Annotated in this window: 30 protein-coding genes, 1 tRNA gene and 1 riboswitch; of the genes, 21 read left to right on the top strand and 10 right to left on the bottom strand. The window is 70.7% G+C overall.

The window, feature by feature from the left end:
• The first annotated feature begins 181 nt into the window (after positions 1 to 181).
• The 5 genes from CG719_RS16015 to CG719_RS15995 all read left to right on the top strand — a co-directional run bounded on the left by CG719_RS16015 (position 182) and on the right by CG719_RS15995 (position 2,840).
• The gene (locus CG719_RS16015) at positions 182 to 604 is read left to right on the top strand and encodes a Mov34/MPN/PAD-1 family protein (protein WP_100569405.1); all 423 of its coding nucleotides are present in this window, start codon (positions 182 to 184) and stop codon (positions 602 to 604) included.
• A gap of 88 nt (positions 605 to 692) precedes the next feature.
• A complete protein-coding gene (locus CG719_RS37360) occupies positions 693 to 788 on the top strand; it encodes a putative leader peptide (RefSeq protein ID WP_322741148.1) in 96 nt (31 codons plus the stop codon).
• Positions 789 to 929: 141 nt separating this feature from the next.
• On the top strand, positions 930 to 1,217 hold the full coding sequence (locus CG719_RS16005) for a MoaD/ThiS family protein (RefSeq protein WP_100569293.1): 288 nt from the start codon (positions 930 to 932) through the stop codon (positions 1,215 to 1,217).
• Between the two features lie 17 nt (positions 1,218 to 1,234).
• Positions 1,235 to 2,185, top strand: coding sequence for a PLP-dependent cysteine synthase family protein (locus CG719_RS16000; RefSeq protein ID WP_100569292.1), 951 nt, complete (start codon positions 1,235 to 1,237; stop codon positions 2,183 to 2,185).
• A 175-nt stretch (positions 2,186 to 2,360) separates the two neighbouring features.
• Positions 2,361 to 2,840, top strand: a complete 480-nt coding sequence (locus CG719_RS15995; RefSeq protein WP_100569291.1) for a hypothetical protein — start codon at positions 2,361 to 2,363, stop codon at positions 2,838 to 2,840.
• Between the two features lie 109 nt (positions 2,841 to 2,949).
• Here the strand turns inward: CG719_RS15995 and CG719_RS15990 are convergent, their stop codons facing one another.
• Entirely contained in the window at positions 2,950 to 3,402 is a 453-nt protein-coding gene (locus CG719_RS15990) for a type II toxin-antitoxin system PemK/MazF family toxin (RefSeq protein WP_100569290.1), read from the bottom strand.
• Between the two features lie 219 nt (positions 3,403 to 3,621).
• Between CG719_RS15990 and CG719_RS15985 the strand changes: the two genes are divergently transcribed.
• Positions 3,622 to 4,374: an MBL fold metallo-hydrolase gene (locus CG719_RS15985; RefSeq protein WP_100569289.1), complete on the top strand. Its 753-nt coding sequence runs from the start codon at positions 3,622 to 3,624 to the stop codon at positions 4,372 to 4,374.
• Positions 4,375 to 4,445: 71 nt separating this feature from the next.
• Here the strand turns inward: CG719_RS15985 and CG719_RS15980 are convergent, their stop codons facing one another.
• The gene (locus tag CG719_RS15980) at positions 4,446 to 5,699 is read right to left on the bottom strand and encodes a PTS transporter subunit EIIC (RefSeq protein ID WP_100569288.1); all 1,254 of its coding nucleotides are present in this window, start codon (positions 5,697 to 5,699) and stop codon (positions 4,446 to 4,448) included.
• Between the two features lie 314 nt (positions 5,700 to 6,013).
• On the opposite strand from CG719_RS15980, the gene CG719_RS15975 reads away from it, so the two are divergent.
• The 3 genes from CG719_RS15975 (at position 6,014) to rdgB (ending at position 7,689) form a co-directional block, all read left to right on the top strand.
• Positions 6,014 to 6,247, top strand: a complete 234-nt coding sequence (locus tag CG719_RS15975) for a glucose PTS transporter subunit EIIB (RefSeq protein WP_100569287.1) — start codon at positions 6,014 to 6,016, stop codon at positions 6,245 to 6,247.
• 87 nt (positions 6,248 to 6,334) lie between these two features.
• The gene (gene rph, locus CG719_RS15970) at positions 6,335 to 7,072 is read left to right on the top strand and encodes a ribonuclease PH (protein WP_100569286.1); all 738 of its coding nucleotides are present in this window, start codon (positions 6,335 to 6,337) and stop codon (positions 7,070 to 7,072) included.
• A 14-nt stretch (positions 7,073 to 7,086) separates the two neighbouring features.
• Entirely contained in the window at positions 7,087 to 7,689 is a 603-nt protein-coding gene (rdgB, locus tag CG719_RS15965) for an RdgB/HAM1 family non-canonical purine NTP pyrophosphatase (RefSeq protein WP_100569285.1), read from the top strand.
• A gap of 42 nt (positions 7,690 to 7,731) precedes the next feature.
• On the opposite strand, the gene CG719_RS15960 is transcribed toward rdgB, so the two are convergent.
• The 3 genes from CG719_RS15960 to bcp all read right to left on the bottom strand — a co-directional run bounded on the left by CG719_RS15960 (position 7,732) and on the right by bcp (position 9,512).
• Positions 7,732 to 7,815: transfer RNA gene (locus CG719_RS15960), tRNA-Leu, on the bottom strand.
• 54 nt (positions 7,816 to 7,869) lie between these two features.
• The gene (locus tag CG719_RS15955; protein WP_100569284.1) at positions 7,870 to 8,907 is read right to left on the bottom strand and encodes an HNH endonuclease signature motif containing protein; all 1,038 of its coding nucleotides are present in this window, start codon (positions 8,905 to 8,907) and stop codon (positions 7,870 to 7,872) included.
• Positions 8,908 to 9,044: 137 nt separating this feature from the next.
• Positions 9,045 to 9,512, bottom strand: a complete 468-nt coding sequence (gene bcp, locus CG719_RS15950) for a thioredoxin-dependent thiol peroxidase (RefSeq protein ID WP_100569283.1) — start codon at positions 9,510 to 9,512, stop codon at positions 9,045 to 9,047.
• Between the two features lie 130 nt (positions 9,513 to 9,642).
• On the opposite strand from bcp, the gene CG719_RS15945 reads away from it, so the two are divergent.
• From CG719_RS15945 to CG719_RS15935, 3 genes are all read left to right on the top strand, one after another.
• Positions 9,643 to 9,972 carry a DUF3618 domain-containing protein gene (locus CG719_RS15945; RefSeq protein ID WP_100569282.1) on the top strand — a complete coding sequence of 110 codons (330 nt, stop codon included), beginning with the start codon at positions 9,643 to 9,645 and terminating at the stop codon, positions 9,970 to 9,972.
• 54 nt (positions 9,973 to 10,026) lie between these two features.
• Positions 10,027 to 10,383, top strand: a complete 357-nt coding sequence (locus CG719_RS15940; protein WP_100569281.1) for a GroES family chaperonin — start codon at positions 10,027 to 10,029, stop codon at positions 10,381 to 10,383.
• A 55-nt stretch (positions 10,384 to 10,438) separates the two neighbouring features.
• A riboswitch (guanidine-III (ykkC-III) riboswitch) is annotated at positions 10,439 to 10,506 on the top strand.
• A gap of 37 nt (positions 10,507 to 10,543) precedes the next feature.
• Positions 10,544 to 10,864 (top strand): DMT family transporter, encoded by a 321-nt coding sequence (locus CG719_RS15935; RefSeq protein ID WP_100569280.1) that lies wholly within the window; start codon positions 10,544 to 10,546, stop codon positions 10,862 to 10,864.
• On the opposite strand, the gene CG719_RS15930 is transcribed toward CG719_RS15935, so the two are convergent.
• Positions 10,842 to 13,613 (bottom strand): transglycosylase domain-containing protein, encoded by a 2,772-nt coding sequence (locus CG719_RS15930; protein ID WP_442802731.1) that lies wholly within the window; start codon positions 13,611 to 13,613, stop codon positions 10,842 to 10,844. The two genes, CG719_RS15935 and CG719_RS15930, sit on opposite strands and share 23 nt — an antisense overlap.
• Positions 13,614 to 13,837: 224 nt before the next feature.
• Between CG719_RS15930 and CG719_RS15925 the strand changes: the two genes are divergently transcribed.
• The 4 genes from CG719_RS15925 to CG719_RS15910 are packed head-to-tail and all read left to right on the top strand — an operon-like array spanning position 13,838 to position 17,247.
• Positions 13,838 to 14,638, top strand: coding sequence for an ABC transporter permease (locus CG719_RS15925; RefSeq protein ID WP_234375606.1), 801 nt, complete (start codon positions 13,838 to 13,840; stop codon positions 14,636 to 14,638).
• On the top strand, positions 14,631 to 15,473 hold the full coding sequence (locus tag CG719_RS15920) for an ABC transporter permease (RefSeq protein WP_234375605.1): 843 nt from the start codon (positions 14,631 to 14,633) through the stop codon (positions 15,471 to 15,473). The genes CG719_RS15925 and CG719_RS15920 overlap by 8 nt, the downstream gene beginning before the upstream one ends.
• Before the next feature lie 58 nt (positions 15,474 to 15,531).
• On the top strand, positions 15,532 to 16,548 hold the full coding sequence (locus CG719_RS15915; protein WP_100569402.1) for an ABC transporter ATP-binding protein: 1,017 nt from the start codon (positions 15,532 to 15,534) through the stop codon (positions 16,546 to 16,548).
• A 9-nt stretch (positions 16,549 to 16,557) separates the two neighbouring features.
• Positions 16,558 to 17,247: a DUF1707 SHOCT-like domain-containing protein gene (locus CG719_RS15910; protein ID WP_100569278.1), complete on the top strand. Its 690-nt coding sequence runs from the start codon at positions 16,558 to 16,560 to the stop codon at positions 17,245 to 17,247.
• 53 nt (positions 17,248 to 17,300) lie between these two features.
• Here CG719_RS15910 and CG719_RS15905 read toward each other — a convergent pair whose 3' ends face one another.
• Positions 17,301 to 18,632: an SGNH/GDSL hydrolase family protein gene (locus CG719_RS15905; protein WP_100569277.1), complete on the bottom strand. Its 1,332-nt coding sequence runs from the start codon at positions 18,630 to 18,632 to the stop codon at positions 17,301 to 17,303.
• A 202-nt stretch (positions 18,633 to 18,834) separates the two neighbouring features.
• Here CG719_RS15905 and CG719_RS15900 point away from each other — a divergent pair, with 202 nt between their 5' ends.
• Together CG719_RS15900 and CG719_RS15895 are read left to right on the top strand one after the other, a co-directional pair.
• Positions 18,835 to 20,154: a DUF445 domain-containing protein gene (locus CG719_RS15900; RefSeq protein ID WP_234375604.1), complete on the top strand. Its 1,320-nt coding sequence runs from the start codon at positions 18,835 to 18,837 to the stop codon at positions 20,152 to 20,154.
• 160 nt (positions 20,155 to 20,314) lie between these two features.
• A complete protein-coding gene (locus CG719_RS15895) occupies positions 20,315 to 21,793 on the top strand; it encodes an MFS transporter (RefSeq protein ID WP_100569276.1) in 1,479 nt (492 codons plus the stop codon).
• A 24-nt stretch (positions 21,794 to 21,817) separates the two neighbouring features.
• Here the strand turns inward: CG719_RS15895 and CG719_RS15890 are convergent, their stop codons facing one another.
• Both CG719_RS15890 and CG719_RS15885 read right to left on the bottom strand, forming a co-directional pair.
• Positions 21,818 to 22,297: a DUF2269 family protein gene (locus CG719_RS15890; RefSeq protein ID WP_100569275.1), complete on the bottom strand. Its 480-nt coding sequence runs from the start codon at positions 22,295 to 22,297 to the stop codon at positions 21,818 to 21,820.
• Between the two features lie 99 nt (positions 22,298 to 22,396).
• A complete protein-coding gene (locus tag CG719_RS15885; RefSeq protein ID WP_100569274.1) occupies positions 22,397 to 22,705 on the bottom strand; it encodes a hypothetical protein in 309 nt (102 codons plus the stop codon).
• A gap of 244 nt (positions 22,706 to 22,949) precedes the next feature.
• On the opposite strand from CG719_RS15885, the gene CG719_RS15880 reads away from it, so the two are divergent.
• Complete coding sequence (locus CG719_RS15880) at positions 22,950 to 23,423, top strand: carboxymuconolactone decarboxylase family protein (protein ID WP_100569273.1); 474 nt, start codon at positions 22,950 to 22,952, stop codon at positions 23,421 to 23,423.
• 71 nt (positions 23,424 to 23,494) lie between these two features.
• Positions 23,495 to 23,692 carry a DUF1737 domain-containing protein gene (locus CG719_RS15875; RefSeq protein WP_100569272.1) on the top strand — a complete coding sequence of 66 codons (198 nt, stop codon included), beginning with the start codon at positions 23,495 to 23,497 and terminating at the stop codon, positions 23,690 to 23,692.
• Between the two features lie 26 nt (positions 23,693 to 23,718).
• Here CG719_RS15875 and CG719_RS15870 read toward each other — a convergent pair whose 3' ends face one another.
• A complete protein-coding gene (locus tag CG719_RS15870) occupies positions 23,719 to 24,705 on the bottom strand; it encodes an Lrp/AsnC family transcriptional regulator (protein WP_100569271.1) in 987 nt (328 codons plus the stop codon).
• Between the two features lie 123 nt (positions 24,706 to 24,828).
• Between CG719_RS15870 and CG719_RS15865 the strand changes: the two genes are divergently transcribed.
• Complete coding sequence (locus tag CG719_RS15865) at positions 24,829 to 26,268, top strand: MFS transporter (RefSeq protein WP_100569270.1); 1,440 nt, start codon at positions 24,829 to 24,831, stop codon at positions 26,266 to 26,268.
• Position 26,269: the final 1 nt, after the last annotated feature.

Below are 26,269 nucleotides of genomic sequence, written 5' to 3'. Positions count from 1 at the left end.
CAACCCGCTCCCGCGGCCGCTCAAGACGTCCGCGATGTGGGCCGTTCCGTACCGGACTCCGGTACGGAACGGCCCACCCGTCGCCCGCCACCACCCTGCCTGACGCTCCCCCAGGGCTGAACGCCCGGGGGTACCCCCATCGCGCGGCCCTGCATTTCCCAGCCTGTCTATGCTGGCCGCCATGCTGACCCTTACCCAGGCCCTCCACGACCAGATCGTCGCCCACGCCCGCAAGGACCACCCCGACGAGGCGTGCGGCGTGGTGGCCGGACCCGCGGGATCCGGGCGGCCCGAGCGGTTCGTCCCCATGGTGAACGCGGCCCGCTCGCCCACCTTCTACGAGTTCGGCTCGCAGGACCTGCTCAAGCTCTACCGCGAGATGGACGACCGGGACGAGGAGCCCGTGATCGTCTACCACTCGCACACCGCCACCGAGGCCTACCCCTCCCGCACCGACATCAACTACGCCAACGAGCCCGGCGCGCACTACGTCCTGGTCTCCACGGCCGACACCGACGGGCTCGGCGAGTTCCAGTTCCGCTCCTTCCGCATCGTCGACGGCGAGGTCACGGAGGAGGAGGTCAAGGTGGTGGAGGCGTACTGAGCGCGGACGTCTCGTGACGTGGATGGAAAGTGTCCGAGTTCCGAGATCGCACTCCGGGTCCCGCACCGGGAATCGATACGATGACCGCATGGTTCTCCACGACGTGAGCGACAAGACGCCGGGCATGCTGCTCGTGGCGCGGCTGCACGTCGACCTGTGCAGGCTGAACAGCGCCATCTGTTGACGTTCCGCGCCGCCGCACGGCCGTGAGGGCCGCGGCGCTCCCCAGTGCCGAAAGCCTGGGGGTACCCATCGTGCGCCCGGCCGCGTCCGAGCCGGGGGATCCACACCCCGACGACATCCTTACCGACAGGAGCCCGCAACCATGGCCATCGAGGTCCGCATCCCCACCATCCTCCGCCAGTACACCGACGGCCAGAAGGCCGTCGACGGCAACGGGGAGACCCTCGCCGAGCTCTTCGCCGACCTCGAGACCCGGCACCCGGGCATCCGGGCACGCATCGTCGACGAGGCGAACGGCGCGCAGCTGCGCCGCTTCGTCAACGTCTACCTCAACGACGAGGACGTGCGCTTCCTGGACGGCATCTCCACCAAGCTCGCCGACGGCGACAACGTGACGATCCTGCCGGCCGTGGCCGGCGGCATGCGCTGATCGGCCGCTGAGCAGCGATGCGTTACGACTCCCCGCTGGCCGCGGTGGGCAACACCCCCCTGGTGTGCCTGCCGCGGCTGTCGCCGTCGGCCGAGGTCCGCCTCTGGGCCAAGCTGGAGGACCGCAACCCGACCGGCTCGATCAAGGACCGGCCCGCCCTGCACATGATCGAGCAGGCGGAGAAGGACGGCCGGCTCACCCCGGGCTGCACGATCCTCGAACCCACCTCGGGCAACACCGGCATCTCGCTGGCCATGGCGGCCAAGCTCAAGGGCTACCGCATGGTGTGCGTGATGCCCGAGAACACCTCGCAGGAGCGCCGGGACCTGCTCGGCATGTGGGGAGCGGAGATCATCCCCTCCCCGGCCGCGGGCGGCTCCAACACCGCCGTACGCGTGGCCAAGGAACTGGCCGCCGAGCACCCGGACTGGGTGATGCTCTACCAGTACGGCAACCCGGACAACGCCGGTGCCCACTACGCCACCACCGGCCCCGAGATCCTCGCCGACCTGCCCTCGATCACGCACTTCGTCGCCGGCCTCGGCACCACGGGCACCCTCATGGGCGTCGGCCGCTACCTGCGCGAGCACAAGCCGGACGTGCGGATCGTCGCCGCCGAGCCGCGCTACGACGACCTGGTCTACGGACTGCGCAACCTCGACGAGGGCTTCGTCCCCGAGCTCTACGACGCCTCCGTGCTCACCACCCGCTACTCGGTCGGCTCCGCCGACGCGGTCACCCGTACCCGTGAACTCCTCCAGCAGGAAGGCATCTTCGCCGGAGTCTCCACCGGCGCCGCCCTGCACGCCGCGATCGGCGTCGGGAAGAAGGCGGTCAAGGCGGGCGAGAGCGCCGACATCGTTTTCGTCGTCGCCGACGGCGGCTGGAAGTACCTGTCCACCGGCGTCTACACCGCGGCCACCACCGAGGAGGCCATCGAGACCCTCCAGGGGCAGCTCTGGGCGTAGGACCTCTCGTTCGGTGTTCGGACAGGGCCCCGGCCGTCGAATCGGCCGGGGCTCCGGCGTGCGTGGGGGACGGGATCCTGATGTGCTGGAGAAACGTCACACGGGTACGTCACATTGGCAGAGGGACAGGGCACGGCATCGGTGTCCCGGGCTCAGCAGAAAGGCGGCCGCCCCCATGCGCCGTTCGACGCTTCACGCCGGCATCGTCACCGCCGCGGCGGCGACCCTGCTCCTCGCCGGCTGCGGCGCGCGGCACGACGGCGCGGGCTCCGGCAAGGACGGCGCCCCCTCCCGGCCGACGGCCGGGCCGGCCTCCCCGCCCGCATCCGCCCCCGCCTGCACGGACCGCGCCGAACTCACCGCCGCCGACTCCGGACGCACCCTCTGCCTGACCGTCGGCGGACAGGTACGGCTCACCCTCGAAGGCACCGAGGACCGTCCCTGGACACCGGTCAGGGCCGGCGGCACCGCCCTGCGCGCCGCCAACGCGGGCATCGTGCTCCTGCCGGGCGACGCCGTCGCCGCCTTCGACGCCGTCACGCCCGGAACGGCCCGGCTGACCTCCGTCCGCCCGCTGTGCGCGGCGGGCCACGGCCGGACCGCGTGCCAGGGCATCCGGCAGTGGACGGTCACCGTGCGGGTGACGGGGCCGTGAGCCCGGTACGCCTGGGCTCACGGACATGGCAGCGGCGCGCCGGTCCCGTTCAGTCAGGGCGTCCCGTTCCGCCGGGCCGTCCCGATCAGCTTGGCCGCGCGCGTTCCCGTCAGCCCGCCAGGTACCGCACCTGGTCCCAGAGCACCGGGTCCACGACGCCCACCCGGCGGCGGAAGTCCCACAGCGGCACCTCCCGGACCTCGGCCGTCTCCACGAAACTGGTCCGTCCCTGCGCGTCCCCCACCGAGCCCGGCGGCAGCGGGATCACTCCGGAGCGCTTGTCGTGGTACCTGCTGGTGATCTCCGCGACCCGGGCACGCTTGCCGTGCACCGCCAGCACCAGACACGGCCGGTCCTTCACCCCCGGCCCCTCGCCGTGGGGCATGTCGGCCCACCAGATCTCCCCGGGGTGCGGACGCGCCGCGGCTCGGCGGCCCGCCGGGCGACCGGGACGCAACCTCCCGCGAGGCGGCCGGCGGCCCCGCCCCCAGCCGTCGACGAGCGTGGCGACGAGAGCGAGCAGCACCACCGCCGCGAGCGCCAGCCACCAGGACGTGTCCACAACCATGACGTTACCGGCGCGCGACCCTCGGTGCGCGCCCTTGAGCGCTCCTCCTGAGCCCCAGGTCCAGCCGAACCGGTGACACCACAGGTGAGTTCGCCCACAACAGCCCTTGGCGGAGGAGCGACCGGACGTATCCCGCCTTACGCTCGACGGACCGCACGACCCCCGTCACCTTCCTCTTTTTGAAGTTTTCCCGCCAGCGGAGGTTTCTGCTTCATGAAGCTCACCGTCGTCGGCTGCTCGGGGTCGTTCCCGTCCGCGGAATCGGCCTGCTCGAGCTACCTCGTCGAGGCCGACGGCTTCCGGCTGCTTCTCGACCTGGGCAACGGCGCCCTGGGCGAACTGCAGCGCCACTGCGGTCTCTACGACCTCGACGCCATCTTCCTGAGTCATCTGCACGCCGACCACTGCATCGACATGCTCGGCTACTTCGTCGCGCGCTACTACCGGTACGACGGAGGCCGCTGCGAGCCGATCCCGGTGTACGGGCCCGAGGGCACCGAGCACCGGCTGACCACGGCCTACGCCGACACCCCCACCGCCTCCTCGATGAGCGAGGTCTTCGACTTCCACACGGTCAAGCCCGGCACCTTCGAGATCGGCCCCTTCACCGTGCACACCGAGCGGGTGGCCCACCCCGTGGAGGCCTACGCCATCCGCGTCGAGCACGGGGGGCGCGCGCTGACGTACTCCGGGGACACCGGGGTGAGCGAGGCGCTGGAGGATCTCGCCCGGGACAGCGACCTCTTCCTGTGCGAGGCCGCCTTCACGGACGGCAAGGAGACCATCCCCGATCTGCACCTCAACGGCCGCGAGGCAGGTGAGACCGCCGCGCGCGCCGGAGTCCGCCGCCTGGTCCTCACCCACATCCCCCCGTGGACCGACCCGCAGATCAACCTCGCCGACGCCCGCACTGCCTACGACGGCCCGGTGGAGCTCGCGGCGCCCGGAGTGACGTACGACCTCTAGGCCCTCGCCCAGCGAACGAAAGGCCCCCGGAGTCATGGGACTCCGGGGGCCTTCTCATGCCGTGGCCGGGCTCACGCCTTGGTGAGTTCCTCGGTCTCCTCCTCGGGCTCGCGGCCCGGGGTGGGGAGGTTGAACCTGATGATCGCGAACCGGAAGGTCACGTAGTAGATGGCCGCGAAGACCAGGCCGATCGGGATGATCAGCCATGGCTTGGTCGCCAGATTCCAGTTGAGGGCGTAGTCGATGAAGCCGGCGGAGAAGGTGAAGCCGGCGTGCACGCCGAGCGCCCAGGTGATCGCCATGGAGGCGGCGGTCAGCACCGCGTGGATCGCGTAGAGCACCGGCGCGATGAACATGAACGCGAACTCGATCGGCTCGGTCACACCGGTCACGAAGGAGGTCAGCGCGAGCGAGACCATCATGCCCGTCACGACCTTGCGCCGCTCGGGACGTGCGCAGTGGGCGATCGCGAGGGCGGCGGCCGGCAGACCGAACATCATGATCGGGAAGAAGCCGGACATGAACTGACCGGCGGTCGGGTCACCGGCGAAGAAGCGGTTGAGGTCGCCGTGGACCATGTCACCGGCCGCGTTCTTGTAGTCGCCGATCTGGAACCAGGAGACGGTGTTCACGAACTGGTGCATGCCGACCGGGATCAGCGCGCGGTTGATGAGACCGAACAGGCCGGCGCCGAGAGCGCCGAGCCCGGTGATCCACTCGCCGAGGTCGGAGATCCCCTCACCGATCGGCTTCCAGACCAGGCCGAAGATGACGCCCATCGCGGTGCCGACGAACGCCATGATGATCGGCACCAGTCGCCGGCCGTTGAAGAAGCCGAGCCAGTCCACGAGCTGCTTGCGGTGGTAGCGCTGCCACAGCACCGCCGACAGCAGACCCATCAGGATGCCGCCGAGCACCCCGGGGTTGTTGTAGGTGGCCTCGACTATCTTCCCGCCCTCGATGTGCTGCTCGGTCAGGGGGAAGGCCTTCAGGACGTTGCTGTAGACCAGGAATCCGACCAGTGCGGCCAGCGCGGTGGAGCCGTCCGACTTCTTGGCGAAGCCGATCGCGACGCCGAGGCAGAACAGCATCGGCAGGTTGTCGAAGATCGCGCCGCCGGCTGTGGCGAACACCGCCGTGACCTTGTCGGGCAGGTGCAGCTTGTCGTGCACGTCGTTCTGGCCCAGACGCAGCAGGATGCCCGCGGCAGGCAGTACGGCGATCGGCAGCTGAAGACTGCGGCCGACCTTCTGCAGGCCCTGGATCAGGCCGGAACCCCGCTTCTTCACGGGTGCCGCCGTCGGTGTCGCGCTGGCGGTGGTCATTGACGTCCTCCATCGGGTGGTGGTCTACACCACTCACTGGTGTAGACCTGTTGTAGCACGATGAAGGGGGCCGAGGAACCCGTGATTCCGCGACCGAACCACTACGCACCGTGTGGATTCGAGGTCTGTGTCGGTGATGAGAGGGAGCGGTGGGCGTCGAGCGCGCATGATCCACGCGTACGCTGGTGTAGACCAGTTGGCGACGGTTCCGCTGCCGTGAGCGCACCATTCTGCACACATAGCACGACCGCTCGCAAAGGTGGTCCAAGTGTGGGTTACTGCGACAAAGCGGATCGGATCAGGGGAGAAGGAACATGGCCACCAAGGCTGAGAAGATCGTCGCCGGGCTCGGCGGCATCCAGAACATCGACGAGATCGAGGGCTGCATCACCCGACTCCGCACCGAAGTGCACGACGCCTCCCTGGTCGACGAGGCCGCCCTCAAGGCCGCCGGTGCCCACGGAGTCGTCAAGATGGGCAGCGCCATCCAGGTCGTCATCGGCACCGACGCCGACCCGATCGCCGCGGAGATCGAAGACATGATGTGAACCCCGCGGTCCGCCGCGGTTCACCTTCGAGGGGCTCTTCCCGATGCGGGAGGAGCCCCTTGTGCGTGGGGGACTACGCTCGACGCCATGTCTCGTATTGACGGCCGCACCCCCGAACAACTCCGCCCGGTCACCATCGAACGCGGGTGGAGCAAGCACGCCGAGGGCTCCGTCCTCGTCTCCTTCGGCGACACCAAGGTCTTCTGCACCGCCTCCGTCACCGAAGGCGTCCCGCGCTGGCGCAAGGGCAGCGGCGAGGGCTGGGTCACCGCCGAGTACTCCATGCTGCCGCGCGCCACCAACACCCGCGGCGACCGCGAATCGGTCAAGGGCAGGATCGGCGGCCGCACCCATGAGATCTCCCGCCTCATCGGCCGCTCCCTGCGCTCGGTCGTCGACTACAAGGCGCTGGGCGAGAACACCATCGTCCTGGACTGCGACGTCCTCCAGGCCGACGGCGGCACCCGCACCGCGGCCATCACGGGCGCCTACGTGGCACTGGCCGACGCCGTCGCCTGGGCCCGCGGCAAGAAGCTGATCAAGGCCGGCCGCCAGCCGCTCACCGGCACGGTCAGCGCCGTCTCCGTCGGCATCGTCGGCGGCGTGCCGCTGCTCGACCTCTGCTACGAGGAGGACGTCCGCGCCGAGACCGACATGAACGTCGTCTGCACCGGGGACGGCCGCTTCGTCGAGGTCCAGGGCACCGCGGAGGCCGAGCCCTTCGCCCGCGAGGAGCTGAACAGCCTCCTCGACCTCGCCGTGGCCGGCTGCGCCGACCTCACGGCGATCCAGCGCACGGCACTCGAGACGGCCCTGGCGAAGTAGAGGAGCAGCCCCGCATGACCCGCTTGATCCTCGCCACCCGCAACGCCGGCAAGATCGTCGAACTCAGGGCGATCCTGGCCGACTCCGGCCTGCCCCACGAACTCGTGGGCACCGACGCCTACCCGGACGTCCCCGACGTCAAGGAGACCGGCGTCACCTTCGCCGAGAACGCCCTGCTGAAGGCCCACGCCCTGGCCCAGGCCACCGGCCTGCCCGCGGTCGCGGACGACTCCGGCCTCTGCGTCGACGTCCTCGGCGGCGCCCCCGGCATCTTCTCGGCCCGCTGGGCCGGCCGCCACGGCGACGACAAGGCCAACCTCGACCTGCTCCTGGCCCAGCTCTCCGACATCGCTGACGGCCACCGTGCCGCCCACTTCGCCTGCGCGGCGGCGCTCGCCCTGCCGGACGGCACGGAGCGGGTGGTGGAGGGCCAACTCCGCGGCACCCTGCGCCACGAGCCCGCGGGCACGAACGGCTTCGGCTACGACCCGATCCTCCAGCCCGACGGCGAGGCGCGCACCTGCGCGGAACTGTCCCCCGAGGAAAAGAACGCGATCAGCCACCGCGGCAAGGCGTTCCGCGCCCTGGTACCGGTGGTGCGGGAACTGTTGGACTGATTGCAAAATGCCCCCCGCCTTCGATTTAAAGGTGGGGGGCGGTGCGGCCGGTGGGATTCGAACCCACACGGGCGTGAACCCACTGGGATCTAAACCCAGCATGACTGCCAATTCCATCACGGCCGCTCAAAAACGGTCCTCGCGCTCGACCGGCAGCGTTCAGTGTACGGGCCGAGCTCGTTACGCGGCGAGAGGTGGCCTCACCTTCTGGCGGCACCACGTCTCCGTCAACGAGTGGCAGTTGGGGCACAGATACCGCAGATTCTCTCGTCGGTTGTCGCGCCAGTCGCCGTTGATGTGGTCGATCTGCAGGGTAATGGGCTGCCCCAGCCACTCCCCGGCATTGCCGCAGGACTCACACGCATACGGCACGCCGATCTCGTTCAGGGCACGGTGGAGTTGAGTCCTGTTCGTCCGCCCGGCGTCGAAGGGCAGGACGACCAGCACCCGATGAGCGATGGGTGCAGGTGCGGGACGCTCTGGCCGAGCCCACGAACGGCGTTTGAAGTGGCTCGTATCAAGCCCGAGTCGAGCTGCCGTGCGTCGGATGCGTCGATGGTTGGTGTCGTTGACGTCCAGACCGAGGCTTCGCATCACGTCGGCGTAACTTGTTGAGTGCTTCACGGCGTCACGAAGTCTGTCTTCAGGAATCGCTACGCGGCGGTGGGAGAAGTGCTCGGTGCTGATGGCCTGGGCGCGCAGCATGCGGCTCAGGGTTGCGCGTGAGCGACTGTCGTCCGGCAGGCCCAAGGCCCGGGCCACACCACGGATACTCGTCGCCGTTGCTGCGGCGGCTCCCAACTCCTCCGGCGTGAAGGGAAGGTCCGGTTCGGGTTGGTTCAATCCGGGGAAATGGCGGACGTCGATTCCCGCTGCCTTGATTCGTCGATGGATGTGGGACAGCGTCCCGGTGGCCGGTGTGGCGCCCAGCTTCAGGGCTACCTCACGGAGTGAGGATGAGGATGACGCCGCCTCTGCGATGGCGGCGTCAGGGTACTTGCGCCACGGGCTGCGTTTGACGAAGTGACTGGTGTCGATCCCATGAATGGCGACCTTCTCTTGAAGTACCCGCCGTTGACCTCCGCTTGCGCGAAGGTCGAGTCGTCTCATCAGGTCTGCCCAATTGCGAGCCTCGGCGACGGTCCGCGCAAGCCGGTCCTTGCTGTACGGGTCCGCCGCCTGCTCCAGGCGCTCCTTGGTGTATGTGCTGGCCCCCATGGTTCCCTCCGTTCTCGGCCGCATGTTCATGGCTCACACGGAGTAACGAACGGGTTATCGGACAGTCACGCACGCGAATGCGGAACGGCCCGCGCCGGGCGTGCCGGTGCGGGCCGTACAGATGGGGCGAGCTGCCCTCAGATGCCCAAGTCCTTGATGATCTTGGCCACGTGGCCGGTGGCCTTGACGTTGTAGAGGGCTCGTTCGACCTTGCCCTCCTCGTCGACGACGATCGTGGAGCGGATGACGCCGACGACGGTCTTGCCGTAGAGCTTCTTCTCGCCGAAGGCGCCGTAGGACTCGAGGACCTTCTTGTCCGGGTCGCCGAGCAGCGTGACCTTGAGGGACTCCTTGTCGCGGAACTTCGCCAGCTTCTCCGGCTTGTCGGGGGAGATGCCGATCACGTCGTACCCCGCGCCCGCCAGCAGGTCCAGGTTGTCGGTGAAGTCGCAGGCCTGCTTGGTGCAGCCGGGGGTGAGGGCGGCCGGGTAGAAGTAGACGATGACCTTCCGGCCCTTGTGGCCGGCCAGCGAAACCTCCTTGCCGTCGGCGTCGGGGAGGGCGAAGGCGGGGGCCACGTCCCCGGGCTGGAGTCGCTCGGTCATCGAAGCTCGTCTCCTCGTGCGTGCGGATACCGTGTCGCTCCGAGGGTAACCGGGGGTGCCGACAGCGCGGTCGGAGCGAGAACTGACAGACTGTCCCGAACAGGCATCAGTTGACTTCGGAGGCGGCACGGTGGCGGACACCGCGGACACCAGAACCCCGGCTGAGATCGAGGCGGACATCAGGCGCCGCCGCGAGGTGCTGGCCGAGACGCTCGACGAGATCGGAGTGCGCGTGCATCCGAAGACCATCGTCGGGGACGCCAAGGCCAAGGTCGCCTCCAACATCGACCACACGCTCGGCCGGGCCTACGTACAGGTCAACCGGGTCGTGAGCGATGTGCGGGCGCAGTTCGTGGACGAGGACGGCGCCCCGCGCCTGGAGCGGGTCGTACCGGTCGCGCTCGTCGCCGTCGGCCTGGTCGGGCTGCTCGCCCTGGGCTCCCGCCGGCGCCGTGGCTGAGCGGCGCGACGCCCCACCGCGTGACGACGTGCCCAAGGCAGGTAGGTTCGAGGCGTGAGCGCCAAGAGAACTGAGCACAGCAGCCACGACGACAAGCTGCCCATCCGGATGCTGCACGACCGGGTGCTCGTCCGGCAGGACAAGAGCGAGGGCGAGCGGCGTTCGGGCGGTGGCATCCTGATTCCCGCGACAGCGGCGGTGGGACGCCGGCTGGCCTGGGCCGAGGTCGTCGCGGTGGGACAGAACGTGCGGACCGTCGAGCCGGGTGACCGGGTGCTGTTCGATCCGGAGGACCGCGCCGAGGTCGAGGTGCGCGGAGTCGCGTACGTGCTCATGCGCGAGCGTGATCTGCACGCGGTGGCCGCGGACCGCTTCGAGGGCTCGGAGGACTCCACCGGCCTGTATCTGTAGCGGTACGTACATCGCCAAGGGGCTGGTGACCATGGTCACCAGCCCCTTTGTCGTTCCTTTGCTAGCCTCGGGAGCGACCCGACGAGACGCGCCGTACCGGGATGAACGCAAAGACGACGCACCCCCGTTCCGTTCTCACGTCGTCCCGGAGGTGCCCGTCATGGCCTGGGTCCTGCTCATTCTCGCCGGTCTGCTCGAGGTGGGCTGGTCGATCGGTATGAAGTTCACCGACGGCTTCACCCGCCCCCTGCCCAGCGTGCTCACCGGCGCCGGGATCGTGACCAGCATGATCCTGCTGTCCTACGCCGCCCGTTCCCTGCCCATCGGCACCGCCTACGGCGTGTGGGTGGGCATCGGGGCGGCCGGTGCGGCGGTGGTCGGCATGGTGGTGCTGGGGGAGCCGGCGACCGCCGCCCGGATCTTCTTCGTGTGTCTGCTGCTCGTGGCCGTGGTGGGGCTCAAGGTGACGTCCGGCCACTGAACACGCCCTGCAGGCCGGTGTTCGCGCCGCCGTCGCCGGAGGGACCCGCGGCCCCGCCCGGGGTGGTGCCGCCCGCTCCGCCGGGCACGCCTCCCTGGCCGCCCGGCTGGGTGCCTCCGACGTCGCCGGACTCCCCGCCGGTGGGATCGCCCGGCGGGGTGCCGTCGCCGGCCCCGCCGGTGGTGGGGTCGCCGCCGTTGGTGTCACCCGTGCCACCGTCGCCCTGGCCCTGGTTCTGCCCCTGGTCCTGGCCCGGGTCCTGCCCCTGGTCCTGGCCGCCGGTGTCGGCGCCGGGCGTACTGCCGTCGTCCGGACCGCCGTCGCCCGGGTTGTCGCCAGGCTCCGAGGGCGGCGGCTGGATCTGGTCGGCACCCGGCTGGAGCTGGAGGTCGAAGTCGGTGACGGGGGTGTTCTTCAGGGCGTCCCCGGTGTACTGCGCCCAGATCTGGGCGGGCGGGCCGCCGCCGTTGACGCGGGGAAGACCCATGGCGCCGTAGAGCGACTCGTGGCCGGCGGTGTCCGGGTCCTGGCCCATGACCGAGACGACGGTGGCGAGCTCGGGCGTGTAGCCGGCGAACCAGGCCGCCCTGTCCTCCTCGGCGGTGCCGGTCTTGCCGGCCGCGGGCCGGCCGGCGGCCTGGGCGGCGGTGGCGGTGCCGTTCTGGACGACGCTGCGCAGTATCGAGGTGGTGGTGTCGGCGGCCTCGCGGCTGACCGCCTGGGACTCGGTGCGCTTGGGCAGCTCGATCGTGTCGGCGCCGTCCTTGGTGATCTTCTTGATCATCGTGAACGGGGCGTGCTTGCCGTGGTTGGCGACCGTGGCGTAGGCGTCGGCCATGTCGACGACGCTGGCGGTGGCCACTCCGAGCGCGATGGACGGGGTGGCGGTCAGGTCCTTGGTGTCGGCCGGCAGGCCGAGGGCGACGGCGGTGTCCTTGACCTTGTCGGAGCCGACGTCGGCGGCCATCTGCGCGTACACCGAGTTGACGGACTTGTCCGTGGCCTCGCGGACGGTGATGTTGCCGTAGGAGCGCTGGTCCTCGTTCTCGGGGGCGTAGGAGCCGCCCCAGCCCTGGACGGGGCGCTTGTTGGTGCCGTCGTAGTAGGTGTTCGGGGTGATCGGGCGGCCGTCCTGGGTGGCGGAGCCGTTCTGCACGGCGGAGGTGAACACGAACGGCTTGAAGGTGGAGCCGACCTGGAAGTCCCGGCGGGTGGCGTTGTTCGTGTACTGCTTGACGTAGTCGATGCCGCCGTACATGGCCACGAGCTCGCCGGTCTTCGGGTCGACGGACGCCGCGCCGGCCCGGACGTAGTTGTCGACCTTGCGGTTCTTCCGGTCGAGCTTGTTCATCACCTGGTCGTCCACGGCCTTGACCAGGGCGTCCTGGTTGCGCTTCTGCAGGGTCGTGGTGATCTGGTAGCCGCCCGCGTCGAGCTGGCTCTCTTCCAGGATCTTGTTCGTGGCCAGGTAGTCCTTCACCGCGCGGACGATGTAGCCGCGCTGCCCGGACATGCCCGTGGGGGCGGTGGCGTCCTTCGGCATCGGGAACTTCATCCCGGCCCGCTGCGAGGCGGGCAGCCAGCCCTTCTTGACCATGCCGTCAAGGACGTAGTTCCAGCGAGCCAGGGCCACGGACTTGTTCTCCGGGTGGGCGACGACGTCGAACTCGCTGGGCGCGTTGACCAGCGCGGCCAGGTAGGCGGCGCGGGCCGGGTCGAGGTCCTTGGCCTTGACGCCGTAGTACGCCTGGGCGGCGGCCTGGATGCCGTAGGCGTTGCGCCCGAAGTAGCTGGTGTTGAGGTAGCCCTGCAGGATCTCGTCCTTGGACTGGGTGCGGTCCAGCTTGATCGAGATGAAGAACTCCTTCACCTTGCGGCTGACCGTCTGCTCCTGCCCCAGGTAGTAGTTCTTCACGTACTGCTGGGTGATCGTCGAGCCGGACTGCTTGCCCTTGCCGAGGGCGGTGTTCCAGCCGGCGCGCAGCATCGCCTTGGGGTCGACGGCGGGCTCGGTGTAGAAGTCGCGGTCCTCGGCGGCGAGCACGGCGTGCTGGGCGTCCTTGGAGACCTGGGCGAGCGAGACGTTCTCCCGGTTGATCTCGCCGTCCCGGGCGATCTCGGAGCCGTCGGCGTACAGGTAGACGTTGGCCTGCTTGACGGCCATGGCGTTGGCCGGCGGGATCTTCACCATGGAGTAGCCGAGGAGGAACGCGCCGATGACCAGCAGCATGGCGGTGAGGAAGCCGCCGAGCACCATCCGCCAGGTCGGCAGGGCGCGGCGCCAGCCGGTGCGCCGGGGCCGTTTGCCCTTCCCGCCGCCCGCCGCGTCCGCGGTCGCGATCCCCGCCTCGTCGGCTGCCGGGCTCCCCGCCGCGTCCGCGGTCGCGTGCGCCGTCGGGCTCATCGGCGCGCTCCCGCTCGCGTTCGGCGTCCGGTCCGGCGTCGTGTTCGCGGTCGGGTAGGCCCTCTGGTTCGGCGTCGCGTTCCCGGTCGCGTTCGGCGTCCGGTCCGGGGGCTCGTTCGCGGCCGCGCTCCCGGTCGCGTTCGCCGTCCGGCTCATCGGCGCGCTCCCCGTCGCGGTCGCCGTCTCGCCCCTGGCCTCGTTCTCCGCCTCGCTCCTTTTCCCGCTTTCCGTCCCGCTCTCCGTCTCGCTTTCCGTCCCGCTCTCCGCCTCGCCCCTGGTCTCGGGTGCCGCCGGTGGCTGGTGGTCGGCCACGCCCTGGTTCGGCTGCTGCGGCTCGTCACTCATGTCGTGCTCGGACTCCTGTTTCACGTCGTACGTCTCCGTACGATCCACGTCGTACGTCCCCGTACGCCCACATGCGCCATCGGCGCCCCCAGATGAAGACTCTCGCAGCAACCGTTCCGTTCCCCATCCCGGGCACTGCCCCGGGCCGGAAAATGCGTGGCATGTCACGTCTGGGCGCACTACGCTCTCGCGCTTTCGATGTCTTGGCCTGGGAGGAGACACACGTGGGCGCTGGACGGTTGTACGCGGCCGTCGCGGCGGGGGGATTCAGACGGTACGCGACGTATCGGGCGGCGACGGCGGCCGGGGTGTTCACCAATACGGCATTCGGGCTGATCCTGGTGTACACGTACCTCGCGCTGTGGGATGTCCGGCCGCACCTCGGCGGTTACGACCAGGCACAGGCGGTGACGTACGTGTGGCTCGGTCAGGCGTTCCTGGCGGCCCTGGCGATCGGCGGGGGCGGCGTCGAGGACGAGCTGATGGAACGCATCCGAACGGGTGACATCGCCGTCGATCTGTACCGGCCGGCCGACCTGCAGCTGTGGTGGCTGTCGGCGGACGCGGGCCGGGCGATGTTCCAGTTGCTCGGCCGCGGGGTGCTGCCTTTCCTGTTCGGCGCGCTGTTCTTCCCGGTGTACCTGCCGTCGGACCCGCTGACCTGGGCGGCGTTCCTCGGCGCGGTGCCGCTGGCGCTGCTGGTGGGCTTCGGGATCCGCTTCCTGGTGGCGATGAGCGCGTTCTGGCTGCTGGACGGCGCGGGCGTGGCGCAGATGGCCGTGCTGGCCGGGTACTTCTGCTCGGGGATGCTGCTGCCGCTGAACGTCTTCCCGGGCGCGCTGGGCGAGGTGGTCCGGGCACTGCCGTGGTCCTCGCTGCTCCAGGCGCCCGCGGACATCCTGCTGGGGCACGCGGACCCGCTCGGCACGTACGCCTTCCAGGGGGCCTGGGCGGTGGCGCTGCTGGCGCTGGGGCGGCTGGTCCAGTCGGCGGCGACCCGACGGGTGGTGGTGCAGGGTGGCTGAGCCGACCGCGGCCTGGGCCGCCGGCAACCGGCTGGTGGAGGGGCTGCGCGCCTACCGTCTGATCGCCGCGATGTGGATCCGCTCGACGATGGCCTACCGGGCCTCCTTCGTCATGACCACGGCGGGGAGCTTCGTCGCGAACGCGCTGGACTTCGTGGCGATCGTGCTGATGTTCTCCCGCGTGGACGCGCTCGGCGGGTACGCGCTGCCCGAGATCGCCTTCCTGTACGGGCTGTCCGCCACGTCCTTCGGGCTCGCCGACCTGGCGATCGGCTCCATGGACCGGCTGGGGCGGCGGGTGCGCGACGGCACCCTCGACACCCTGCTGGTCCGGCCGGCGCCGGTGCTGGCGCAGGTGGCCGCCGACCGGTTCGCGCTGCGCCGGCTGGGCCGGGTGACGCAGGGGGCGCTGGTGCTGGGCTGGGCGCTGGCCCGGCTGAACGTCGACTGGACGCCGCTGAAGCTGCTGCTGATGCCGGTGATGGTGATCAGCGGCTGCGTGATCTTCTGCGCGGTGTTCGTGGCCGGGGCGGCGTTCCAGTTCGTGGCGCAGGACGCCTCCGAGGTGCAGAACGCGTTCACCTACGGCGGGACCACGCTGCTCCAGTACCCGCCGACGGTGTTCGCCAAGGAGCTGGTGCGCGGGGTGACGTTCGTCCTGCCGCTGGCCTTCGTCAACTGGCTGCCCGCGCTGTACGTGCTGGGGCGGCCCTATCCGCTCGACCTGCCCCGGTGGACGGCGTTCACGCCGCCGCTGGTCGCGGTGGCGTGCTGCGCGCTGGCGGGGGCGGCCTGGCGGGTGGGCCTGCGGTCGTACCGCAGTACCGGGAACTGAGACGGCGAAGGCACGAAGGTGAAGGCACGAAGGTGAAGGGACGTAGAAGCGCATGGCGATGACGGCGGACGGCGTGGAGGGCAGGGACACCGCGGGCGATGCGGCCGGCGCGGGCGGTGGTCTCATCGAGGTCGACCGGGTCGAGAAGGTCTTCGACGTACGGAAGAAGACCGGGTTCCTCAGGCGCGAGCGGCGGCAGGTGCGGGCGGTCGACTCGATCTCCTTCAGCGTGGCGCGCGGCGAGATGGTCGGCTACATCGGCCCGAACGGGGCGGGCAAGTCGACGACGATCAAGATGCTCACCGGCATCCTGACGCCGAGCGGCGGCCGGCTGCGGGTCGCAGGCATCGACCCGTCCCGCGAGCGGACCCGGCTCGCCCGGCGCATCGGGGTGGTGTTCGGGCAGCGTACGACCCTGTGGTGGGACCTGCCGCTGATCGACTCCTACCGGCTGATGCACCGCATGTACCGGATCCCCGACGCCCGTTACCGCGACAACCTCGACCGCTGTGTCGAACTCCTCGAACTCGGCGACCTGTTGGACGTGCCGGTACGGCAGCTCTCGCTGGGCCAGCGGATGCGCGGCGACATCGCGGCCGCCCTGCTGCACGATCCGGAGGTCCTCTACCTGGACGAGCCGACCATCGGCCTGGACGTCATCAGCAAGGCCAAGGTCCGTGGGTTCCTGCGCGATCTGAACGCCGAACGCGGTACGACGGTGCTGCTGACCACGCACGACCTCCAGGACATCGAGCAGCTCTGCTCGCGGGTGATGGTCATCGACCACGGGCGCCTGATGTACGACGGCCCGCTCACCGGTCTGCACCAGGCGGGCGAGAGCGAGCGCACCCTGGTGGTCGACCTGGAGCGCGAGCTGCCGCCGATCGAGCTGCCGTCCGCGCGCGTGGTGCGGGTCGAGGGGCCCCGGCAGTGGCTGGCCTTCCCGGCCGCCGAGTCGGCGGCGCCTCTGGTGGCGCGGATCGCGGCGGAGTATCCGCTGGTGGACCTGTCGGTGAGGGAGCCCGACATCGAGGCGGTCATCGCGAGGATGTACGCCGAGAAAGCGGTCTCGTAGGCTGCTGCCATGACCGAGGACCTGCCGGAGCTTCGCGCCTCCGACGCCGATCGTGAACGAGTCGCCGAGCAACTGCGGGACGCCGTGGCCGAGGGGCGCCTCGACATGAGCGAGTTCGAGGAGCGACTGGACGCGGCGTACCGGGCACGCACCTACGGCGAACTCACGCCGCTCACCCGGGACCTGCCCGTGCCCGGGGTGGCCGCACCGGCGGTGAACATGGTCAAGCGGCCCGCACAGGACGGCAGTTGGGCGTCGCGGGTGGTCGGCGGCGGGGGGACCTCGTCGTGGGCCGTCGCCATCATGGGCGGGTTCGAGCGCAAGGGGCGCTGGACCATGCCCAAGAAGTTCAGCTGCTTCACCTTCTGGGGCGGCGGCGTCGTCGACCTGCGCGACGCCGACTTCGCCGACCATGAGGTCGAGATCAACTGCGTCGCGATCATGGGCGGTGTGGACGTGATCGTCCCGCCCGGCGTCGAGGTCGTGGTGCGCGGCATCGGCATCATGGGCGGCTTCGACCACCGCGAGGAGGGCGTGGGGGGCGAGCCGGGGGCCCCGCGTGTGATCGTGACCGGTGTGGCCTTCTGGGGCGGCGTGAGCATCAGGCGGAAGAACACCGAGGCGGAGCGGCGCCGGCTCAAGGAGGAGCGCCGCCAGGAGAAGCTGGAACGCAGGGCGGAACGCCGCAGGCTCGAATAGCCCCCGGCCGCACGGCTTGCCGCAGGCTCGATCAGCCGCGGCCGGCCGGCTCCCTACAGCTGCGCCTGCCCCGCCCCGTTCAGCAGGTCCAGCTCGAACGCCTCCGCCATCGTCCGGTACCCCAGGTCACTGGGGTGCAGATGGTCCCCGCAGTCGTACGCGCTGAGCAACCGCCGCGGATCACGGGGGTCCCGCAGCGCCCGGTCGAAGTCGACCACGGCGTCGAACACCTGCCCGTCCCGGATCTCCGCGTTGACCTGCTGCCGTACCGCCTCCCGGGCGGGCGTGTACATGCGGTACCCCTCGAACGGCATCAGCGTCGCCCCGACGACCGTCAGCCCGCGCGCGTGCGCCCGCGTCACCAGGGTGCGCAGTCCGCCGGTGATCAGCTCCGGGTCGGCGCGCCCCGGATTGCGCAGGATGTCGTTGACGCCGAGGTCGATGACGACGACCTTGACCCCGGTCCGCTCCAGCACGTCCCGCTCGAACCGGTTCAGCCCGCTGGGGTTGTCCGAGGGCCGCCCGAGCCCGTCGGCCAGCACCTGGTTGCCGCTGATGCCCTCGTTGACGACGCTGTAGCGCGGCACGTCCCGGCCCGCCTCGACCGCCGCCCGCAGCCGGCCGGACAGGACGTCGGTCCAGCGGCGGTCGGCGCCGACGGTGGAGGTGATGCCGTCGGTGATCGAGTCGCCGAGGGCGACGACCGTGCCGTCGGCCTCGTCGCTGAACACGTCCAGCGCGCTCAGCCAGCGCCAGACCGCCGTCTGCTCGGCGTACGGCGTCCCGGTCACGTCCTCGGTGCGGTCGCCCTGGGCGACGTAGGAGATCTGGCGGGCTTGCGGGTGGTAGGTGACCGGGCCCGACGGGGTGGGGGAGTAGGTGGTGACCAGGACGTCGCCGCCCCGCGGTACGGCGATGGACACGGAGTCGCTCATCACCTGCCCGCCGGCCGGTACGACGACCGAGAGGGCGCCGGCGAAGGTGAGCCGCCGCATGGTGCGCGTGGCGGCGGCCGCGGTGGCGTCGCCGGCCGCGACGGCGATCGTGGCGTGGGTGACGCGCAGCGGCGAGTGGCCGTAGAGGTTGGACAGCGTGATGCGGGCACTCGTCCCGGCGACGCTCGTGTGCACGACGTTGCGCACCGAGCGGCCCCCCATGCCCGTGGTCTCCGTGCCGGGTTCGGCGGCGGCCGGTGAGGCGGCCCAGGTGGCGACCCAGGTGCCGGCGGCGGCCGGTGCGGCGGAATGGCCCGGCGCGTGGCCGGTGGCCGGAGCGGCGGCCAGGCGGCCGGTGCCGGAGGCGCCGCCGGCGCAGAGGGCGGCGGAAACGACGACGATCAGTGCGACGATCGCGGTCAGCAGGGCGTAACCGTGCCGTCTTGTCATGCTGGTGACGCTCTCCTCGGGCGGAGCCGGCCGGAGCCCCCGGGCTCCGAACTGATGGGCACATGGTGGCGGATGGGCCCGGGAACAATTGACAGGATCCTGCCCAACCCCCCTTCCGACAGACGCCGGGAACTCTTGTTCCGTTCCAGGAGTCGGTCAGGAAGGGACAATTGTGTGCGGTATCACCGAACGGGTGGAGTGGATGGAACAGACGACCCAGGCCGGCCCGGAAACGGCGGACGCCGTATCCCACCGCGCGATGACCGTGTTCAGCCCCGCCGACGAGGAGCGGCAACGCGGGGTGCGCCGCATGAAGCTGACCGCCGCGGGGCTGCTGCTGTTCGTCGCCGTCGTGTACGTGCTCGCCAAGTGGGGCGAGCACACCGGCGCCGGCGCCTGGACGTCGTACGTCGCCGCGGCCGCCGAGGCCGGCATGGTCGGCGCGCTCGCCGACTGGTTCGCGGTCACCGCCCTCTTCCGCCACCCCCTCGGCCTGCCCATCCCGCACACCGCGATCATCCCCAACAAGAAGGACCAGCTCGGCGTCTCGCTGGGCGAGTTCGTCGGCGAGAACTTCCTCTCCGAGGACGTCGTACGGCAGCGGCTGCGCGCCGTGGGCATCGGCAGCCGCCTCGGCGCCTGGCTCGCCCAGCCGGAGCACGCGGACCGGGTGACCGCGGAACTGGCGACCGCGCTGCGCGGCGCCCTGGCCGTCCTGCGTGACTCCGACATCCAGGCCGTCGTCGGTGAGGCGATCACCCGCAGAGCCAACACGCAGGAGATCGCGCCCGGCATCGGCAAGCTGCTGGAGCGGGTCGTCGCCGACGGCGGCCACAAACGGGTCGTCGACCTGGTCGTCTCCCGCGCGCACGACTGGCTGGTGCTGCACAGCGACTCCGTGATGGACGCGGTGCAGGGCGGCGCGCCCGGCTGGACCCCGAGGTTCGTCGACAAGAAGGTCGGCGAGCGGGTCTACAAGGAACTGCTGCGCTTCATCACCGAGATGCGGGACATGCCCTCGCATCCGGCGCGCGGCGCGCTCGACCGCTTCCTCACCGACTTCGCCTCCGACCTCCAGTCCGACACCGACACGCGCGGGCGTGTCGAGCGGCTCAAGGGCGAGGTGCTGCGCCGCGGCGAGGTCCAGGACCTGATCGCCTCCGCCTGGACGGCCGTACGGTCCATGATCGTCGCGGCGGCCGAGGACGAGCGCAGCGAGCTGCGCCTCAGGGTCCGCGCCTCGCTGCTGTCCCTGGGCGCCCGGATGGCCGAGGACCCCAAGGCGCAGGGCAAGGTCGACTCCTGGGTCGAGGGTGCGGCGGTCTACGTGGTGACGACCTACCGCAAGGAGATCACCTCCCTGATCACCGACACCGTCGCTGGCTGGGACGCCGAGCACACCACCCGCAAGATCGAGGCCCACATCGGCCGCGACCTCCAGTTCATCCGCATCAACGGCACGGTGGTGGGTTCGCTGGCGGGAGTGCTGATCTACACGGTGACCCGGGCCTTGGGGGCGTAGGGCCGGGCTCCGGCGATGGGGGGCCATTCTGCTCGTTTGCGGACTTGTCGGCCGAGTTGCCGCTGGGCCGGTCGGCCGTGCGCGGGGCGTGATCCACGCGGTTCGGGGGAACCCGCTTGGCGTTCCGCTCGTCGTGCCGCCGTCGTCGTGGAGGGAGCCCATGGCCACCGCCGAGGCCGAGACCGGCCGTACCGTGACCACCGACATCCCCGCCCGCCTGGACCGCCTCCCATGGTCGCGCTGGCACTGGACGATCGTCGTCGGTCTCGGCACCGTGTGGATCCTCGACGGTCTGGAGGTCACGGTCGTCGGCAACATCGCCAGCCGGCTGTCGGAGCCCGGCAGCGGTCTGTCGATCAGCTCCGCACAGGTCACGGGCACCGCGGCCGCCCTCTATGTGGCGGGCGCCTGCGTCGGCGCCCTCTTCTGGGGCCGCCTGACCGACCGCTACGGCCGCAAGAAGCTCTTCATGATCACCCTCGCGGTGTATCTGGCGGCCACCGCCCTGACCGCCGTCTCCTTCGAGGCCTGGTGGTTCTTCCTCTTCCGCTTCCTGACCGGCTTCGGCATCGGCGGCGAGTACGCGGCCATCAACTCCGCGATCGACGAGCTGATCCCCGCCGCGTACCGGGGCCGCGTCGACCTGATCATCAACGGCAGCTTCTGGGTGGGCGCCGTCGGCGGCTCCCTGCTGTCGATCCTCGCCCTGAACACCGGCATCCTCGCCGCTGACGTGGGCTGGCGGCTGACGTTCGCGCTCGGCGCGGTCCTCTCCCTGGTGATCCTCCTCGTCCGCAGGCACGTCCCGGAGAGCCCGCGCTGGCTGCTGATCCACGGCAGGGACCGGGAGGCGGAGGAGGTGGTGACCGACATCGAACGCCGGATCGCGGCCGAGCGGGGCGAGCCGCTCCCCGCACCGCACGGCGAGATCACCATCCGCCAGCGCCGCAGCGTGAGCTTCGTCGAGATCGGCCGCACGGTCTTCGCCGCCTACCGCAGGCGCGCCGCCCTCGGCTTCTCCCTCTTCGTCGGCCAGGCGTTCCTCTACAACGCCATCACCTTCGGCTTCGGCGCGATCCTGACCAAGTTCTTCCACGTGCCCGCCGACCGCACCGGCTACTACTTCGCCGTCATCGCGGCCGGCAACTTCATGGGCCCGCTGCTGCTTGGCCGCCTCTTCGACACGGTCGGCCGCCGGGTGATGATCTCCTCCACCTACCTGCTGTCCGGCCTGCTCCTGTTCGGCACGGCCTGGCTCTTCGGCCGCGGCACGCTGAACGCCGGCACGCTCACGGCCTGCTGGTGCGTGGTGCTGTTCTTCGCCTCGGCCGGCGCCTCCAGCGCCTATCTGACGGTCTCCGAGATCTTCCCGATGGAGACCCGCGCGATGTCCATCGCCTTCTTCTACGCCCTCGGCACCGCGGCCGGCGGTATCAGCGGCCCGCTCCTCTTCGCCGACCTCACCAGCACCGGCAGGGTCGGCGACACGGTCCTCGCCTTCCAGATCGGCGCGGCGCTGATGTGCGCGGCGGGCCTGGTCGCCGCCTTCCTCGCGGTCAAGGCCGAACGCCGCTCCCTGGAGGACATCGCCACACCGCTGACGGCGGTGAAGACACCGGAGCCGAAGGCGCTGCCCTAGCTGTGCTGTCCCGGCAGGTCGCCGTCAGGCTCCTGTCGTGGAACCCGGCCTGACGATCATCAGGACCGTCACGGCGGCCCACAGCAGGTTGAACATGCCGGTGAACATGGCGAGCCGAACCGTCGCCCTGCGCTCGTCACCGCCCTGCCCCACGGGCCGTTGCTCGTCGAGCGCCTCGGCTATGGCGGTCTGCCGGGGCAGCACCAGCGCGACGAGGACGACGGCGGCGAGCGCGGTGAGCGCGATCGACACGATCAGCCAGGTGTCGCCGAGCACGCCCATGTTCTTGGCCGTGGCCAACCCGAACACCGGGACGGCGACCCCGACGACGGCGTAGACCCGGCAGATGCGCAGCAGCAACAGCACGGTCTGCACCGCCCGCGGATCCTCGGGCGCGGCCAAGGCCTGGCGCGCGGCGGGCGGAAACATGCTGGCGGCGACGGTGACGGGCCCGATGGCGACGATCGCGGCCAGCACGTGCACGGCGAGAAGGAACTTGGTCACGCCCCGACGCTAGACACCCAGCCGATCTTGAAGAAGTGGCGGGAGTGACAGGGGTCAACGGATTCCCGCCACCACTCCGACCGGTGCTCCCGACGGGGCCTACCGGGCGTCCCGCCGGTCGGCGACGGCCCAGGAGGTGAGGGCGACCGCGCCCGCGACGGTGAACACGGACGGCCAGGCGCCCATCTTCCTGGCCAGCGGATGCGATCCGGCGAAGGCGGCGACGTAGGCGGCGGTGAGCGCCCCTGCCGCCTTCCCGCCGGCCCGCTGCCGCCACTGCCACGCGGACGCGGCCCCGGCGACGGCCAGCACGGCCCCGCCCAGTTGCCGCTTCCCGGTCCAGCGGGCCACGCCGTACCCACCGACCAGCCCGCTCGCGGCGACCACTGCCGCAGGAACCCTCGCCATCACTGCCTCCCGCACTCGTAGGACAAAACAGGCTAACCCGCACGCCGGGCGGCGGATCGACGGGGCCCGCCAACCCCGTCCGGCGGTGAGACGCAGGTCACGTCGATTGTCGCGGCGGGTCTGTCACACATCGCGGGCCGCGCCCGTCGTAGGTATGCGAGCGAAAACGAGCGCAGCGCAACGAAGCGCAACGAAGAAGAACAGAGCAGAGCGAACTGCTGTGAACAACCACAAGGAGCCCAGGATGGAAGCCCGTCTCAACCTCTTCGGCAACGCCCTCGCGGCCAAGTTCCTCCGTCAGATCAACGCCGCGGGCAAGACGGTGACGGACTCGCCGCTCCCGGCGTCGACCCAGGAACTGGTGAAGATCCGCGCCAGCCAGATCAACGGCTGCGGCTTCTGCCTCGACATGCACACCAAGGAGGCCGCCCACGCCGGCGAGACGGCCGTACGCCTCAGCATGGTCGCCGCCTGGCGCGAGGCCAAGGTCTTCACCGAGGCCGAACGCGCCGCGCTCGAACTGGCGGAGCAGGGCACCCGCATCGCCGACGCGGCGGGCGGCGTCACCGACGAGGCGTGGGCCGACGCCGCCAAGCACTACGACGAGGACCAGCTGGCGGCCCTGGTCACCCTCATCGCCATGATCAACGCCTACAACCGCCTGAATGTCATCGTCCAGCAGCCGGCAGGCGACTACGAACCGGGCATGTTCGGCTGACCCGGACCCGGCCCCGGTCGACAGGGCGGCCCGCTCACGGACACACAGAGCGGGCCTGAGACCCTTCCCCCATGACCACACCACCAGACGGACTGCCCCGCTACCGGGTCCTGACCGGCCCGGACGACGCCTCGTTCTGCCGGCGCGTGAGCGAGGCGCTCGACCTCGGCTACCGACTCCACGAAGGCCCCGCCCTCACCTTCGACGGCGAGAACGTCGTCGTCGCCCAGGCGGTGGTCTGGCCGGCGGGGCCGGGGGAGCGGGCGTAGGGCCGTGCGGCCGGGGCCGGGGCGGGTCAGACGACCACCCCGGCCCTCTTGTACGAACGCAGCAACAGTGCCGCCTCCGCCCCCGTCACTCCGTCCAGCTCCGCGAACACCCGGGTCGTGAAGGCGTGCACGTCCTGGGCCGAGCGGTGGCTGGAGTAGCCGAGCACGTTCGCCCGGCCGGTGGTGATGACCAGATGCCGTACATCGGGCTCACGGGCCAGGCGGCGTACGGCCGCCTCCAGCGCGCGGTGCTCGACGGAGAGCCGGAAGCGGGCCTCGACGGGGAAGCCGAGCACACCGGGCTCGGCGTGCAGGCGCAGGTGCAGCACGTGCGAGTCCATGAGCCGGGCGAGCCTGCGCCGGGCCGTGGTCTCGCTCACGCACAGCTCGCGGGCGAGCCGGGCCATGGGCATGCGCGCGTCCCGCTCCAGCAGAGCCACCAGATGGCGGTCGAGCTCGTCGATGACCAGCGGCTCGGGCAGGACACCGCCCTCGGCGACGCGACGGCGGGACGGTGTGGGCTCCTGGCGGTACGGGTCCCAGTCGTTGGCGGTCAGCAGGAGCCGCAGGACCACCGCCGTGTGCACGTCGGTGACGCCGGGAATGCCGGCGATCGACCCGTCCACCGTGCTCAGGAGCTGCTCGGGCCCCGGCACGAGGACCTCGGCCAGCACCTCGGGCGAGCCGGTGGCCACGTCCACGGAGCGTGTGTCCGGGCGGCGCGCGAGCGCGAGGGCCACCGCGTGCAGCTTCCCCGGCGCGCAGCGCACCGCCAGCTCCACGACCAGTCCCTCGCCCAGGTACTCGGGCACCAGGAACGCCGTGAACCGCACCAGGCCGGAGCCGATGAGCCGGTCCAGCCGGCGTGCGACGGTGCGCTCATGCACGTCGAGGCGGCCCGCCACATCCGCCCAGGCGGCCCTCGGCTCGCGGGCCAGCAGCCGGAGGATGGCGTGGTCCAGCGCGTCCAGGACCGACGGCACCGCTTCGCCGGGCTTGACTGAATCCGCCAACGATCACCTCTCAAATGCTTGTTTCCACTGAATCTTCGGGGATTCATTGCCGAGACTAAGTCGTTCGGGCGACCTTGAGTGGCACTTTCCGCCAGCCACTTTTCGTGAACAGGTGCGGCTTCCATGAACGACACCCCGATCCTCGCCCCTTCACCCGCGAGATCCGCCCTCCGCCCGACCCCGGTCGCGGCGGTGATCGTCTCCCTGGTCCTGGTGGAGCTGTCCAGCGGCATCACCCAGGGCTTCCTGGGCCCCCTGCTGAAGGGGCTCACCACCACCCTGCACGTGAACGTCGCCCAGCTGAACTGGATCAGCATCGCGAACCTGCTCTCCAGCGTCGCCTTCACGCCCATCCTGTCCCGGCTGGGCGACCTGCACGGCCACCGTCGCGTGCTGCGCTGGAACCTGGCCATCGTCCTGACGGGCTCGCTCCTGGTGGGGCTGAGCCGGTCGTTCGGGATGCTGCTCGCGGGGCAGGTGCTCCAAGGAGCGTTCGCAGGCTTCTTCCCGCTGCTCGTCGGCATCCTGCGCAACCGGCGCACCGCCGACGAGAGCCGGCGCGGCATCAGCTTCATGGTGGCCGCGCTGGTCGGCGGGCTCGCACTGGGCACGGTGAGCAGCGGCCTGATCGCCGAGTACGTGGCGGTGCCGACCGCCGCGCTGTGGGTGCCCGCCGTCGCGGTGGGTCTCGCCCTCGCGGTCACCTGGCCGCTGCTGCCGGAGACCGAGGAACGGCCGGGCGGGTCCGCGGACTGGCTCGGCGCCGGACTGCTGTGCGTCGGGCTCGTCGCCGTCACGCTGGGGCTCGGGCAGGGCGGCGCGCCCGGCTGGGAGTGGAACTCGGCGAAGACGCTGGGCTGTCTGGTCGGCGGCCTGCTGGTGACCGCGGTGTGGGTGCTGGCCGAGCTGCGGACCTCGGCGCCCGTCATGGACGTGCGCCTGTTCCGGCGCCGCAACGTCGTCGTGGTCGCGATCGTCACCCTGACCTTCAGCTCCTGCATGCTCGGTCTGCTGGTCGCCAACCCGGTGTTCCTGAGCACCTCGCGGGCCGAGGCGGGCTACGGGCTCGGGCTCACCCCGCTGGCCACCGCGTTCGCGCTGCTGCCGAACATGCTGGCGCTCGTGCTCGGCGCCCTGGTCGCGCCCGTCGTCGCCGCGCGGCTCTCCGACCGGCGGACCCTCTTCGCGGGCTCGCTGCTGATGGCTGCCGGCAACCTCGCCGTGTACTTCTCCCACAGCAGCCTCGTGCCCTACCTCGCCTGCACCGCCGTCGTCGGTCTCGGCAGCGGGCTGCTCCAGCACTCCACCCGGACCCTCGCCGTCGAGGCCGTACCGCACGACCAGACCTCGGTGGGCTCCGGCATCAACGAACTCCTCATCAACGTCGGCGGCTCGCTCGGCGCCGCCGTGGTGCTCTCGGTCTTCGCCGCCGAGACCGTCGCGGGCAGGTCGCTGCCCGCCGTCACCGCCTACACCCACGCCTGGGCGATCTGCGCCGCCGTGTCCCTCGCGGGCGCGCTCGTCTCCCTGCTCTACCGCCGCCCCGTGAAGGAGGCCCTGTGAC

Origin of the sequence: Streptomyces sp. CB01373 (genome assembly GCF_002803075.1) — a bacterium.
Taxonomy (GTDB): Bacteria; Actinomycetota; Actinomycetes; order Streptomycetales; family Streptomycetaceae; genus Streptomyces.
Note: the sequence above shows the minus strand (reverse complement) of the source record. Positions and strands in the feature narration are given on the sequence as shown.